At 70.4% G+C, this 14,206-nt stretch carries 13 protein-coding genes; all 13 read left to right on the forward strand.

The genetic code is table 11. The annotated features are described in order from the left end of the window. Nucleotides 1–260: 260 nt before the first annotated feature. The 13 genes from thrB to atpE all read left to right on the forward strand — a co-directional run bounded on the left by thrB (nucleotide 261) and on the right by atpE (nucleotide 14,194). Nucleotides 261–1,178, forward strand: coding sequence for a homoserine kinase (thrB, locus tag AAC944_RS24935; RefSeq protein ID WP_030621156.1), 918 nt, complete (start codon nucleotides 261–263; stop codon nucleotides 1,176–1,178). Between the two features lie 382 nt (nucleotides 1,179–1,560). After that, nucleotides 1,561–3,639, forward strand: coding sequence for a transcription termination factor Rho (gene rho, locus AAC944_RS24940; RefSeq protein ID WP_030621158.1), 2,079 nt, complete (start codon nucleotides 1,561–1,563; stop codon nucleotides 3,637–3,639). 376 nt (nucleotides 3,640–4,015) lie between these two features. Further along, on the forward strand, nucleotides 4,016–5,140 hold the full coding sequence (locus tag AAC944_RS24945) for an LCP family protein (RefSeq protein WP_030621160.1): 1,125 nt from the start codon (nucleotides 4,016–4,018) through the stop codon (nucleotides 5,138–5,140). A 167-nt stretch (nucleotides 5,141–5,307) separates the two neighbouring features. Continuing rightward, nucleotides 5,308–5,532, forward strand: a complete 225-nt coding sequence (rpmE, locus tag AAC944_RS24950; protein ID WP_030621163.1) for a 50S ribosomal protein L31 — start codon at nucleotides 5,308–5,310, stop codon at nucleotides 5,530–5,532. A 133-nt stretch (nucleotides 5,533–5,665) separates the two neighbouring features. Beyond that, complete coding sequence (gene prfA, locus AAC944_RS24955; RefSeq protein ID WP_030621165.1) at nucleotides 5,666–6,736, forward strand: peptide chain release factor 1; 1,071 nt, start codon at nucleotides 5,666–5,668, stop codon at nucleotides 6,734–6,736. 128 nt (nucleotides 6,737–6,864) lie between these two features. Next, nucleotides 6,865–7,704, forward strand: coding sequence for a peptide chain release factor N(5)-glutamine methyltransferase (gene prmC / locus AAC944_RS24960; protein ID WP_030621168.1), 840 nt, complete (start codon nucleotides 6,865–6,867; stop codon nucleotides 7,702–7,704). Nucleotides 7,705–7,789: 85 nt separating this feature from the next. Continuing rightward, entirely contained in the window at nucleotides 7,790–8,437 is a 648-nt protein-coding gene (locus AAC944_RS24965; RefSeq protein ID WP_030621170.1) for an L-threonylcarbamoyladenylate synthase, read from the forward strand. Beyond that, nucleotides 8,434–9,093 carry an arsenate reductase/protein-tyrosine-phosphatase family protein gene (locus AAC944_RS24970; protein WP_107054219.1) on the forward strand — a complete coding sequence of 220 codons (660 nt, stop codon included), beginning with the start codon at nucleotides 8,434–8,436 and terminating at the stop codon, nucleotides 9,091–9,093. The genes AAC944_RS24965 and AAC944_RS24970 overlap by 4 nt, the downstream gene beginning before the upstream one ends. Before the next feature lie 147 nt (nucleotides 9,094–9,240). Further along, on the forward strand, nucleotides 9,241–10,584 hold the full coding sequence (gene glyA / locus AAC944_RS24975; RefSeq protein ID WP_030621177.1) for a serine hydroxymethyltransferase: 1,344 nt from the start codon (nucleotides 9,241–9,243) through the stop codon (nucleotides 10,582–10,584). 99 nt (nucleotides 10,585–10,683) lie between these two features. After that, complete coding sequence (locus AAC944_RS24980) at nucleotides 10,684–12,030, forward strand: MraY family glycosyltransferase (RefSeq protein WP_030621181.1); 1,347 nt, start codon at nucleotides 10,684–10,686, stop codon at nucleotides 12,028–12,030. A 316-nt stretch (nucleotides 12,031–12,346) separates the two neighbouring features. Further along, nucleotides 12,347–12,784, forward strand: coding sequence for a Cg1360 family ATP-synthase-associated protein (locus tag AAC944_RS24985; protein WP_030621184.1), 438 nt, complete (start codon nucleotides 12,347–12,349; stop codon nucleotides 12,782–12,784). Nucleotides 12,785–13,048: 264 nt separating this feature from the next. Further along, a complete protein-coding gene (gene atpB / locus AAC944_RS24990) occupies nucleotides 13,049–13,864 on the forward strand; it encodes a F0F1 ATP synthase subunit A (RefSeq protein ID WP_030621188.1) in 816 nt (271 codons plus the stop codon). Between the two features lie 78 nt (nucleotides 13,865–13,942). Further along, entirely contained in the window at nucleotides 13,943–14,194 is a 252-nt protein-coding gene (gene atpE / locus AAC944_RS24995) for an ATP synthase F0 subunit C (RefSeq protein WP_030621191.1), read from the forward strand. Nucleotides 14,195–14,206 lie beyond the last annotated feature (12 nt).

Consider the following 14,206-nt stretch of genomic DNA (forward strand, 5'->3'; position numbering starts at 1 on the left):
CACAGGGCAAATCCTGCAAAGGCTGCAAAGTGAGTGGTGTGGCATGAGAGGGCGCGCGACACGCATCGTGCGCCTCCCGTGCGCCCTATGTCGCCACTGAACCTTCCTTCGATAGGCTGGCAGCCAACTCCCCTCCCCGCGGCATAGTGCAGTGGTGTGCAGGGCAGGTCAGAACGGACCCCATGAGCCGATCAGGTGCCTCGGTGCCGCGGCGCTTCGGGGCAGTACCGCAGTTTCACATCAAGGAGAGTCATCGAGCGATGGCCGGTCCAGCGTTCCGCGCCGCCGCCGTCCGGGTGCGCACCCCCGCCACCAGCGCCAATCTCGGTCCCGGCTTCGACGCCCTCGGCCTGTCCCTGGGTCTGTACGACGACGTCGTAGTACGTGTCGCCGACTCCGGACTGCACATCGACATCGCGGGTGAGGGTGCCGACAACCTGCCGCGCGACGAGAGCCACCTGCTCGTACGGTCCCTGCGCACCGCGTTCGACCTGCTGGGCGGCCAGCCGCGCGGCCTGGAGGTCGTCTGCGCCAACCGCATCCCGCACGGCCGTGGCCTGGGCTCCTCCTCCGCGGCCATCTGCGCCGGCATCATGGCGGCCCGCGCCGTGACGATAGGCGGCGAGCAGAAGCTCGACGACGCCGGGCTGCTGGAACTGGCCACCGAGATCGAGGGCCATCCCGACAACGTCGCCGCCTGCCTGCTCGGCGGGTTCACCCTGTCCTGGATGGACGCCGGCGCGGCCCGTGCCATCAGGATGGACCCCGCCGATTCCGTCGTTCCGGTGGTTTTCGTACCGGGTAAGCCGGTGCTCACCGAGACCGCGCGCGGCCTGCTGCCGCGCACCGTCCCGCACGGTGACGCCGCGGCGAACGCCGGTCGCGCCGCACTGCTCGTCGAGGCCCTGACCAGGCGCCCCGAGCTGCTGCTCGCCGCGACCGAGGACCGACTTCACCAGGAGTACCGCGCGCCGGCCATGCCGGAGAGCATCGCCCTGGTGAACCGACTGCGCGCGGACGGCGTCCCCGCGGTCGTGTCCGGCGCGGGCCCGACGGTGCTCGCGTTGGTCGAGGAGGGAGCGGCCGACAAGGTCGCGTGCCTGGCGGGCGAGGGATGGGCGGCCAACCGGCTCTCCCTCGACGCAGCGGGAACGAGCGTGCTGCCGCTCGCCGGGTGACCGACGGATTGCCGGTCTGAGAGAGGGGGAATGTTTGTTGGATCCGGTAGTGTTAACCTCAAGTGAGTACCCGACGCCGCAGCGGCGAGGTGCTTCGTGTCCCCAGTCGGGACCACCTTTCTTCCGGGAGCCTCCCAACCTGCTTGGAGCGAAGGCCTAAAGCAGAAGCGAGCACGCTCCGGAAATCGGCGTGATGTGCATGAAGCGTGACCTGCATGAATGCGCAGCATCTTTCGCGTCGGAACCATGAACTGATCTCTCCGCCGAATCCGGCGGGACCACCGCCCCGGCCCGGCCCGTGAATGTCGAGGGACCGCGGTCGGACAGCACAACCGGTCGCCGAGCCAGACAGGCCGACGCCCGCTCCAGGGAAGGACCCTTCGTGAGCGACACCACCGATCTGATGGGCGTACGCACCGATGGCGATGCCGCAGCGCCCGCCACGGACGCTCCCGCCGCGCCTGCCACCGGGGCCGCCACTGGTGCCTCGCGGCGACGCCGTTCCGGCACCGGCCTCGAGGGCATGGTCCTGGCCGAGCTGCAGCAGGTAGCCTCCAGCCTCGGCATCAAGGGCACCGCGCGGATGCGCAAGAGCCAGCTCATCGAGGTCATCAAGGAGAAGCAGGCCGCCGGCGGGGCCGGTGCGGCCAAGGCCGCCGAAGCGCCTGCCGAGGCGCCCGCCGAGGCCAAGCCGAAGCGCCGGGCGACCTCCAAGGCCCGTACCGGCGAGGCCGCGGCCGACAAGAGCGCCGAGAAGGGCGCCGAGAAGCCCGCCAAGGCGGAGAAGGCCGCGGACACCGCCGCCGGCCAGCAGCAGATCGAGATCCCCGGCCAGGGCGCCGGCGACGAGCAGCCGGCCGGCGAGCGCCGCCGGCGGCGCGCCACCGCCGCGGCCGGCAGCCCCGAGTCCGCCGCCGGCGAGGCCAGGGACGGATCCCGTGGCGAGGCCAAGGCCGAGCCGAAGACCGAGGTCAAGGACGGCCAGAAGGACGGGTCCGGCCAGGACGGCGAGGGCCGCAAGGGCGGCGAGGGCCGCCAGGACCGCGGCGACCGCCAGGACCGGGGTGACCGCCAGGACCGCGGCCAGAAGGGCGACCGCGGCCGGGGCCGCGACCGTGACCGCCGCAAGAACAACGACGGCAACGACGGCGGCGGCCAGCAGGGCGGCGGCAACCGCCAGCAGGGCGGCGGCAACCGCCAGGACGACTTCGACGACGAGGGCCAGGGCGGCCGCCGTGGCCGCCGGGGCCGTTACCGCGACCGCCGCGGCCGTCGCGGCCGGGACGACTTCGGTGCCGAGCCGCAGGTCGCCGAGGACGACGTCCTGATCCCCGTCGCGGGCATCCTGGACATCCTCGACAACTACGCGTTCATCCGGACCTCCGGCTACCTCCCGGGCCCGAACGACGTGTACGTCTCCCTCGCCCAGGTCCGCAAGAACGGCCTCCGCAAGGGTGACCACGTCACCGGTGCGGTCCGGCAGCCCCGCGAGGGCGAGCGCCGGGAGAAGTTCAACGCGCTCGTGCGGCTGGACTCCGTCAACTCCGTCGCCCCCGAACAGGGCCGCGGCCGACCGGAGTTCGGCAAGCTGACGCCCCTGTACCCGCAGGAGCGGCTGCGCCTGGAGGGCGAGGCCGGCCAGCTGACCACGCGGATCATCGACCTCGTGTCGCCGATCGGCAAGGGCCAGCGCGGTCTGATCGTGGCCCCGCCGAAGACCGGTAAGACCATGATCATGCAGGCGGTCGCCAACGCGATCACCCGCAACAACCCCGAGTGCCACCTGATGGTCGTCCTCGTCGACGAGCGTCCGGAAGAGGTCACCGACATGCAGCGGTCGGTCAAGGGCGAGGTCATCTCCTCGACCTTCGACCGCCCGGCCGAGGACCACACCACCGTCGCCGAGCTCGCCATCGAGCGGGCCAAGCGCCTGGTGGAGCTGGGCCACGACGTCGTCGTCCTGCTGGACTCCATCACCCGTCTGGGCCGCGCGTACAACCTCGCGGCGCCCGCCTCCGGCCGCATCCTGTCCGGTGGTGTCGACTCGACCGCGCTGTACCCCCCGAAGCGTTTCTTCGGTGCCGCGCGCAACATCGAGGACGGCGGCTCACTGACCATCCTGGCCACCGCGCTGGTCGAGACCGGCTCGCGGATGGACGAGGTGATCTTCGAGGAGTTCAAGGGCACCGGCAACATGGAGCTCAAGCTCGACCGGAAGCTCGCGGACAAGCGCATCTTCCCCGCGGTGGACGTGGATGCGTCCGGTACGCGCAAGGAAGAGATCCTGATGTCCAGCGACGAGCTGTCGATCGTGTGGAAGCTGCGCCGGGTGCTGCACGCCCTGGACCAGCAGCAGGCCATCGAGCTGCTGCTGGACAAGATGAAGCAGACGAAGTCCAACGCGGAGTTCCTGCTGCAGATCCAGAAGACGACGCCGACCCCGGGCAACGGCAACGACTGACGCCCGCCGGCACCGTCCGCAAGGCCCTCCCCGTCACTCCGGTGACGGGGAGGGCCTCGTCGTGCCGCCGCCGTGCGGACGGCCCGTGAAAATGGTGTGACACATTCGCCGCCCTGAGACCTTCCGCACAGACATAAAGTCCGTATCCGTCCCCTCCCGCGCGCGTCGTTCCGGACGAAATCCCTGGTGAGCGGGTGTACGAACGGCTGTACGCCGGCTTCGCCGGGTCTGGCCGGAGCGGGCGGGCCGCCCCCGCGGTCTGTGCAACCCTTCCCGGATGCCTCCCGTCTGACAGGGTGCGAGACCACCACCGGTGAGAGGACGTGACAGCCGGGGAGACGGCGGGGCCAGCCGAGCAGCGAGGACTGAGGAGCAGATGGCGGACAGCAGCAGGGCCGCGCGGACGGCCGAGGGCCGTTCCCGCGGCATACGCGCCACCGGCCGCCGGCGCAAGGGACCCACGAGGCGCCGCAGGGCGCTGACGATCGCACTGTGTGCCCTGGTGAGCTGCGTACTGCTGGGCGGCGCGGGCCTCGGGTACGTCTACTACCAGCTCAACGGCAACCTCAAGGGCGTCGACATCGACGCGGCCCTGGGCGCCGACCGCCCGGACGACGTCGACAACGGGTCGATGGACATCCTGGTGCTCGGCTCGGACTCCCGGGCCGGGGACAACGCCAAGTACGGCTCCGACGGGGGCGGCGCCCGCTCCGACACCGCGATGGTGGTGCACGTCTACAAGGGCCACAAGAAGGCCAGCGTGGTCTCCATCCCCCGGGACACCCTGATCTCGCGGCCTTCGTGCACCAAGGGCGGCCAGGAGACGCCGCCGGCGCAGCACGTCATGTTCAACACCGCCTACGAGGTCGGCGGCCCGGCCTGTGCCGTCAAGACGGTGGAGTCCATGAGCGGCATCCGTATGGACCATTTCGTCGAGGTCGACTTCAGCGGCTTCAAGAAGCTGATCACCGCCCTCGGCGGCGTCGACATCACCACGACGAAGCCCATCCACGACCCGGACAGCCACCTCGACCTGGACCCCGGTACGCACAAGCTGGACGGCGAGCAGGCCCTCGGCCTGGTCCGCACCCGGCACGGCGTGCCCGGCGGTGACGGCAGTGACCTGGGCCGCATCCAGCTCCAGCAGACCTTCATCAAGGCGCTGATGGACCAGTTCAAGCAGCTGGGCGTGACGTCGAGCCCGACGAAGCTGTACGACATCGCGGACACCGCCACCAAGGCGATCACCACCGACACCCGGCTGAACTCGGTCAACGCGCTGGTCGACCTGGCCAAGAGCGTGGGCGGCATCGGCTCGAACCACATCGACATGGCGACGCTGCCGGTGACGTACGACCCGCAGAACCCGAACCGGGTGCTGCCGCTGGAGGCCGCGAACAAGCAGGTCTGGAAGGCGCTGCGGGAGGACAGGGCGATCCCGGAGTCGGCCCTGAAGGACTCGGCCGGCGACAAGGGCGGCACGAGCAACTACGTACGGTGAAGAAGGCGGCCCCGGCTTCCGGCCCCTGCGGGGGCCGGGAATAACGGGAGCCGCCCCCCGGTTTGGGGAGATGCGGCCAGTACTGGCAAACTGGACCGTCGGCCCCGGTTCACGTGACGCATCCCGCGAGCACGACCCGGTGCCCTCCCGATACATAGGAGAAACCCTTGAAGCGCGACATCCACCCGGAGTACGTCGAGACCCAGGTCAGCTGCACCTGTGGCGCCTCGTTCACCACCCGTAGCACCGTTGCGGACGGCACCATCCGTGCCGACGTCTGCTCCGAGTGCCACCCGTTCTACACGGGCAAGCAGAAGATCCTCGACACCGGTGGCCGCGTGGCCCGCTTCGAGGCCCGCTTCGGCAAGAACGCCGGGTCCGGCAAGAAGTAGCGACCCACAAGGCGCCGGTTCTCGGTCGCCCCTGCGCAGGGGCGACCGGACCGGCGTTTTGCCTTCCCTACCCCGCCGGTCCCTCCGGCCGCGGGCGCCCCCGGTACATTCCAGCCAGCAGAGGAACACCACGATGTTCGAGGCGGTCGAGGAACTGATCGGCGAACACGCCGACCTCGAGAAGCGGCTCGCCGACCCCGCGGTCCACGCCGACCAGCGCGAGGCGATGCGGCTCAACAAGCGTTACGCCGAACTGACCCCGATCATCGCCACGTACCGTGCCTGGAAGCAGACCGGCGACGACATCGAGACGGCCCGCGAACTGGCCGCCGACGACCCCGACTTCGCCGAGGAGGTCAAGGAGGGGGAGGTCCGCCGCGAGGAGCTGACCGACAAGCTCCGGCTGCTGCTCGTCCCGCGCGACCCCAGCGACGACAAGGACGTGATCCTGGAGGTCAAGGCCGGTGAGGGCGGCGAGGAGTCCGCGCTGTTCGCCGGCGACCTGCTGCGGATGTACCTGCGCTACGCCGAGCGGATCGGGTGGAAGACCGAGATCCTCGACGCCAACGAGTCCGACCTCGGCGGCTACAAGGACGTCCAGGTCGCCGTGAAGACCAAGGGCCAGACCGAGCCCGGCCAGGGCGTGTGGGCCCGCCTGAAGTACGAGGGCGGCGTGCACCGCGTGCAGCGGGTGCCCGCGACCGAGTCGCAGGGCCGCATCCACACCTCCGCCGCCGGCGTGCTCGTCACGCCCGAGGCCGAGGAGGTCGAGGTCGAGATCGGCCCGAACGACCTGCGGATCGACGTGTACCGCTCGTCGGGCCCCGGCGGCCAGTCGGTCAACACCACCGACTCCGCCGTGCGCATCACCCACCTGCCCACCGGCATCGTCGTCTCCTGCCAGAACGAGAAGAGCCAGCTGCAGAACAAGGAGCAGGCGCTCCGCATCCTGCGCTCCCGGCTGCTCGCGGCGGCGCAGGAGGAGGCCGAGCGGGAGGCGTCGGACGCCCGTCGCAGTCAGGTCCGTACGGTCGACCGCTCCGAGCGCATCCGGACATACAACTTCCCGGAAAACCGGATCTCCGACCACCGGGTGGGCTTCAAGGCGTACAACTTGGACCAAGTGCTGGACGGCGAGCTCGACCCGGTGATCCAGGCCTGCGTGGACGCCGACTCGGCGGCCAAGCTCGCCGCCGCCCAGTAAGCCGCGGGCGTCGCCGCCCGCTCCGCACCGCACGACCGAAGTACGTACCGGCTGGAGGACCAGTGCAGCAGTCTCCCGGGGGCCACGGCGTTCCTCAGCGGCCTGGCCGCGGGCCCACAGCCCGGTCCGTGCTGCTCGCCGAGGTGGCCCAGGCGACCCAGCGGCTGGCCGACGCCGGCGTGCCCTCGCCGCGCTTCGACGCCGAGGAGCTCGCCGCCCACGTGCACGGCGTCAAGCGGTCCCAGCTGCACATGGTGGCCGACGCGGACTTCGACGCCCGGTACTGGGAGGCGATCGCCCGCCGCGAGGCCCGCGAGCCGCTCCAGCACATCACCGGGCGCGCGTTCTTCCGGTACCTGGAGCTGCACGTCGGCCCCGGCGTGTTCGTGCCCCGGCCGGAGACCGAGTCGGTGGTGGGCTGGGCGATAGACGCCGTCCGCGCGATGGACGTCGTCGAGCCGCTCATCGTCGACCTGTGCACCGGCTCCGGTGCCATCGCGCTCGCGCTCGCCCAGGAGGTGCCGCGCTCGCGGGTGCACGCCGTGGAGCTGTCCGAGGACGCCCTGGTGTGGACACGCAAGAACGTCGAGGGGTCCCGCGTCGTTCTCCATCAGGGCGACGCGCTGACCGCGCTGCCCGAGCTGGACGGCCAGGTGGACCTGGTCGTCTCCAATCCGCCGTACATCCCGCTGACCGAGTGGGAGCACGTCGCACCGGAGGCGCGCGACCACGACCCCGAGCTCGCGCTCTTCTCCGGCGAGGACGGCCTGGACACCATCCGGGGCATCGAGCGCACCGCACACCGCCTGCTGCGGCCCGGCGGCGTCGTCGTGATCGAACACGCCGACACCCAGGGCGGCCAGGTGCCGTGGATCTTCACCGAGGAGCGCGGCTGGGCGGACGCGGCCGACCACCCCGACCTGAACAACCGGCCACGCTTCGCGACCGCCCGCAGGGCGACGCCGTGACCGGACCCGCAGTTCCCCACCGGGCCCCGGCCACCGCCGGGTGCCGCTCCACCCCCACCACCGTTCCGCACCAGGAGGCCCGCTAATGGCACGGCGATACGACTGCAGCGACGCGACCGACCGCGCGACCGGCCTGCGTGAGGCCGCCTCGGCGGTCCGGCGCGGGGAGCTGGTCGTGCTGCCGACCGACACCGTCTACGGGATCGGCGCGGACGCCTTCAGCTCGGAGGCCGTCGGCGACCTCCTGGAGGCCAAGGGCCGCGGCCGCAACATGCCCTCGCCGGTCCTCGTCGGCTCCCCGAACACCCTGCACGGCCTGGTCACCGACTTCTCCGAGCAGGCCTGGGAGCTGGTCGACGCCTTCTGGCCCGGCGCCCTCACCCTGGTCGCCCGGCACCAGCCGTCGCTGACCTGGGACCTGGGGGAGACCCGCGGCACGGTGGCGGTACGGATGCCGCTGCACCCCGTCGCCATCGAGCTGCTGACCGAGTTCGGCCCGATGGCCGTCTCCAGCGCCAACCTCACGGGCCACCCCTCCCCGCAGGACTGCGACGCCGCCCAGGAGATGCTGGGCGACTCCGTCTCCGTGTACCTGGACGGCGGGCCCACCCCGGCCGCCGTGCCGTCCTCCATCGTCGACGTGACCGGCAGGATCCCGCGGCTGCTCCGGGCCGGCGCGATCGACGCCGACGAGCTCCGCAAGGTCGTACCCGAGCTCGAGGTGGCCAATTGATGGCCCCGCAGGGGCGTGGCATAGCGGGAACGCAGGACGGCTACACCTTCCGCATCCTCCACGTCAGCACCGGCAACGTGTGCCGCTCGCCGATCACCGAGCGGCTGCACCGCCATGGCCTGCAACGCAGACTCGGTACCGAGCTGACCAGCGGCATCGTGGTGGAGAGCGCCGGCACCTGGGGCCACGAGGGCGCCCCGATGGAGACCCACGCCGCCACCGTGCTCGCCGACTACGGCGCGGATCCGGACGGGTTCATCGGCCGCGAGCTGCTGGACGAGCACGTCATCCGCGCCGACCTCGTGCTGACCGCCACCCGTGACCACCGCGCCCAGGTCATCTCCATGGGCCACTCCGCGGGCCTGCGCACCTTCACCCTCAAGGAGTTCAACCGGCTGGTGAAGGCCATAGACCCGGCCACCCTGCCCGAGCCCGACCCGGCGCTGCCCGACGGCGGGCTGGTCGCCCGTGCGCGCGCGCTGGTCGGCGCAGCCGCCGCGCTGCGCGGCTGGCTGCTCGCGCCGAACGCCGAGGCCGACGAGGTGCACGACCCCTACGGCGCGCCCATCACGTTCTTCCGCTCCATCGGCGACGAGATCAACCAGGCCCTCGATCCGGTCGTCACCGCCCTCACAGGAGTCCCCGCACGCGCCTGAGCGGCCCTGTGCCGCCCTGACCGCCCGGTGGCCGTAAAACCGCGCCTGCCACCCGCCCGGCCGCTCTGTCGCGCCGTACACCGCGCCCGGAGGCCGTTCCGCGCCTACATTGGACGTACGTCCCCCGTACGAGGCCCGGAGCGAGCGATGCCAGCGACTCCCGCGTCCACCCGCAGCGCCACCCCGCACTCCCGGCCGGTCCGGCAGCAGAGCGACGGGCCGCAGCCCGGGAGCGCGGTCCCGGCCCCCTGGGGCGGCCCCGGCTTCGACCAGCTGCGCGCCCAGGACCCGCAGATCGCCGACGCGCTGCTCGGCGAGAGCGCCCGGCAGGCCGCCGGGCTCCAGCTGATCGCCGCGGAGAACTTCTCCTCGCCCGCCGTGCTGGCCGCGCTCGGCTCCCCGCTCGCCAACAAGTACGCCGAGGGCTACCCCGGCGCCCGCCACCACGGCGGCTGCGAGCTGGTGGACTTCGCCGAGCGGACGGCCGTGGAGCGCGCCAGGGCCCTGTTCGGCGCCGAACACGCCAACGTGCAGTCCCACAGCGGCTCTTCGGCCGTCCTGGCGGCCTACGCAGCGCTGCTGCGCCCCGGGGACAGCGTGCTGGCCATGGCGCTGCCGCACGGCGGCCACCTGACGCACGGCTCGCCCGCGAACTTCTCCGGCCGCTGGTTCGACTTCGCCGGGTACGGCGTCGACCCGGACACCGGGCTGCTGGACTACGACGCCGTCCGGGAGCTGGCGGTACGGCGCCGCCCGAAGGCCATCGTCTGCGGCTCGATCTCCTACCCGCGCCACATCGATTACGCGGCCTTCCGTGAGATCGCCGACGACGTGGGCGCGTACCTCATCGCGGACGCCGCGCACCCGATCGGACTGGTGGCCGGGGGAGCGGCGCCGAATCCGGTGCCGTACGCCGACGTGGTGTGCGCGACCACTCACAAAGTCCTGCGCGGCCCGCGCGGCGGCATGATCCTGTGCGGCGCCGACCTGGCCGAGCGGATCGACCGGGCGGTGTTCCCGTTCACCCAGGGCGGTGCGCAGATGCACACGGTCGCGGCGAAGGCGGTGGCGTTCGGGGAGGCCGCCACGCCCGCGTTCGCGGCGTACGCCCGCCGGGTCACGGCCAACGCGCGGGTGCTCGCCGAGGCGCTGGCGGGCGAGGGCCTGACGGTGACCACCGGGGGCACCGACACGCACCTGATCACCGCCGACACCGCGCCGCTGGGCCTGGACGCCCGGACGGCGCGCGGGCGGCTGGCCGCGGCCGGCATCGTCCTGGACACCTGCGCGCTGCCCTGTCCGGCGGACGCCGCGACGCGCAGGACGGGCATCCGGCTGGGCACGGCCGCTGTTTCCACTCAGGGAATGGGGGAAGCCGAGATGACACGCATCGGGGCACTGATCGGAGCGGCGCTCCGGGAGGACGGCACGGCCCGGGCGGGGACGACGGAACTGGTCCGGCACTTCCCGCCATATCCCCCGCACGCCTGAATCCGGGAACCGCTTCCGCACGAGGAACGTCCTTACCTACATTCACGGCTGAGGGGCGGACACGCATATGGTGTGTGGCTGTGATGGCCAGCGATACCAATGGGGCAGCCCGTGCGTGAATACCTGCTGACGCTGTGCGTCACGGCCGCGGTCACTTACCTGCTGACCGGGCCGGTACGGAAATTCGCGATCGCGGCCGGCGCGATGCCGGAGATCCGCGCCCGCGATGTGCACCGAGAACCGACGCCGCGCCTGGGCGGCATCGCGATGTTCGGTGGTCTGTGCGCGGGTCTGCTGGTCTCCGCCCACTTCACGAACATCAAGAGCGTCTTCGAGTTCTCCAACGAGCCACGCGCGCTCCTCTCGGGCGCCGCGCTGATCTGGGTGCTCGGCGTCCTGGACGACAAGTGGGGCGTGGACGCCCTCATCAAGCTCGGCGGGCAGATGATCGCCGCGGGCGTGATGGTCCTGCAGGGCCTGACCATCCTGTGGATCCCGGTGCCCGGTGTCGGCACGGTCTCGCTGACCCCCATGCAGGGCACGCTGCTCACCGTCGCGCTGGTCGTCATCACCATCAACGCGGTGAACTTCGTCGACGGCCTGGACGGGCTCGCCTCGGGCATGGTGTGCATCGCGGCCGCCGCGTTCTTCATGTACGCGTACCGCATCTGGTACGGCTACGGCCTGGAGGCGGCGGCGCCCGCCTCGCTCTTCGCGGCGATCCTGATGGGCATGTGCCTGGGCTTCCTGCCGCACAACATGCACCCGGCGCGGATCTTCATGGGCGACTCGGGTTCGATGCTGATCGGGCTGGTGCTGGCCGCGGGCGCGATCTCGGTCACGGGTCAGGTGGACCCGGACGCGATGCAGCTGTTCGCCGGCTCCGAGCGGGCCGCGGTGCACACGATGGTGCCGGTCTACATCCCGCTGCTGCTGCCACTGACGATCATCGCGGTGCCCTTCGCCGACCTGGTCCTCGCGATCGTGCGGCGGACCTGGAACGGCCAGTCGCCGTTCACGGCCGACCGCGGCCACCTGCACCACCGGCTGCTGGAGATCGGTCACTCGCACAGCCGTGCCGTGCTCATCATGTACTTCTGGTCGGCGCTGATCGCGTTCGGCGCGGTGGCGTACTCGGTGAACAACGCCAGTGTCTGGATCGTCCTGGGCATCGTCGCGCTGAGCGCGGTCGGCCTCGTCCTCCTGCTGCTGCCGCGCTTCACGCCGCGGGCGCCGCGCTGGGCCGAGTGGATGGTGCCGCCCCGTTACCGGCGGCAGACCCGTACGGCTGTCGCGGAAGGCGTGGCTCCGGAAGCCGGGCCGGCCGGTGCCGCGGTGCCGGAGGAGGGCCGGCGGGAGCCGGTGCCGGCGGGGGTCAACGGCGCCACCGCGATCGGCGACCGGTCCCGTTTCCACGACTGGCGGCGGGTCGGCAGCCGGCGCTGAAGCGTGGGTTCCGGAAACTTCCCTGACATCTTTCGGGGATTATGTTTGCCACACTGAAAATCAGACGATTCCGTCCGCATAGCACACAAAGCGGCGGTCGTCAGCGCACCAACGCGCGGGGTACTGCTCACGTGTGACAGGTAGCACACGAAGTAGGTAAAGACCTCATCAAATAGTTTGTGATACCGTTCACGAGACCCGGTGATAGAGCCGTAAGTCCCGAGTCGGTCGGGCCGCTCGGCTCGGCAGCTCGCCGTCGTACCGGGTCTACGCTCGTCCGCGAGCACACCTGCCCCCACCCCGCCGGAGCGCCGCCATGCAGTCACATGACGCTCGCCTGTTTCTTCGTGCCCTCGTCCCTACGCTTGTCGTCGGCGTTCTCGCTGTCGTCGTCAGTGCGCTGGTCGCCGGCGGTAAGGGCGCGATCGGTGCCGTGGTCGGTGTGGCGCTGGTGCTCTTCGTGATGGGTCTCAGCCTCGTCGTCCTCCAGCAGACCGCGAAGAAATACCCCTCGCTGTTCCAGATGATGGGGCTGCTGCTGTACGCAGTGCAGATCCTGTTCGTCGGGGTCTTCCTGCTGGCGTTCAAGGACACGACCTTTTTCGACACCAAGGCCTTCGCGTTCTCGCTGCTCGCCGCCACTCTCGTGTGGATCGGCGCACAGGCCCGCGGGTACATGAAGGCGAAGATTCTCTACGTCGACCCCGATGCCGCGGAAGCCAAGCGCGCGGAAACGGCGGGGTCCACGCCGTGAGACGTAGGGCCGGGATAAACACAGTCGTGAGAGCCTGCTATCGTCCGGTGCCATCTGCGGCACAGTTGGCGCAGGCGGCGCGGCTCCCGAGTCCCCCGGGGCAGGACGCACATCTCCTGCGGCCCCCGCCTGTGATGCGAACCGGCCCAGTGCCGATGTGCCGCCCCCAAATCCGTAAGACCAGTCCAGTGCCGTTCCGCGGATCAACGCCGCGCCGACACAACGAGGTTGCCGTACCTATGCGCCACGCTGAAGGAGCTCGCGGTGAGTGCTGACCTGAATACGCTCGCCTTTAACACCGAGTGTCACCTCTTCATTCCAGGGTGTGGCTTCGAGGCTCCCGGCCTGCACTCGTTCGTCTTCGAGCCGCTCTTCTCGATCGGCAGCTTCAACTTCAACAAGCCGATGCTGCTGGCCCTGCTCAGCACCATCGTCGTGGTGTGGTTCTTCTGGGCTGCTTTCGGCCGGGCGAAGGTCGTGCCGGGCAAGATGCAGATGATCGCCGAGGCCGGTTACGACTTCGTGCGCCGCGGGCTCGTGTACGACGCGCTCGGCAAGAAGGAGGGCGACAAGTACGTCCCCTTCATGGTCTCGCTGTTCTTCTTCGTGTGGATCATGAACATCTGGTCGATCATTCCGGTCGCCCAGTTCCCGGTGACCTCGGTCATCGCGTTCCCCGCCGGCCTCGCCCTGATGGTCTGGGTGCTGTGGGTGTTCCTGACCTTCAAGAAGCACGGCTTCGTGGGCGGCTGGAAGAACATCACCGGCTACGACAAGTCGCTCGGCGCGGTGCTGCCGCTGCTGATGATCATCGAGTTCTTCTCGAACCTGATCATCCGCCCCTTCACCCACGCGGTCCGGCTCTTCGCGAACATGTTCGCGGGCCACATGCTGCTCGTGATGTTCACCATCGCCAGCTTCTACCTCGCGAACGGCGTCGGTTTCGTCTACGCAGGCGCATCCTTCGTGATGACCATCGTGATGACCGCCTTCGAGCTCTTCATCCAGGCCGTCCAGGCGTACGTCTTCGTGCTGCTGGCCTGCAACTACGTCCAGGGCGCGCTCGCCGAGCACCACTGAGCACCCCGCCTCCCCGATACCCACCAGACGTCCGGTGGCCAACCCCCACCGGTCCGTGCAAGAGAAGGAAGTAACGGCATGTCCGCTGCTCTCGACATGGTCAACCTCGCCGCCACCGACACCGTGTCCGGCAACGTCAGCGCCATCGGCTACGGCCTCGCCGCGATCGGCCCCGGCGTCGGCGTCGGCATCATCTTCGGTAACGGCACCCAGGCCCTGGCCCGCCAGCCCGAGGCCGCCGGCCTGATCCGCACCAACCAGATCATGGGTTTCGCCTTCTGTGAGGCGCTCGCCCTCATCGGCATCGTCATGGGCTTCGTTTACAAGTAAGCCGAAGCACTA

Origin of the sequence: Streptomyces sclerotialus (assembly GCF_040907265.1) — a bacterium.
In the GTDB taxonomy this organism is placed as follows: Bacteria; Actinomycetota; Actinomycetes; order Streptomycetales; family Streptomycetaceae; genus Streptomyces; species Streptomyces sclerotialus.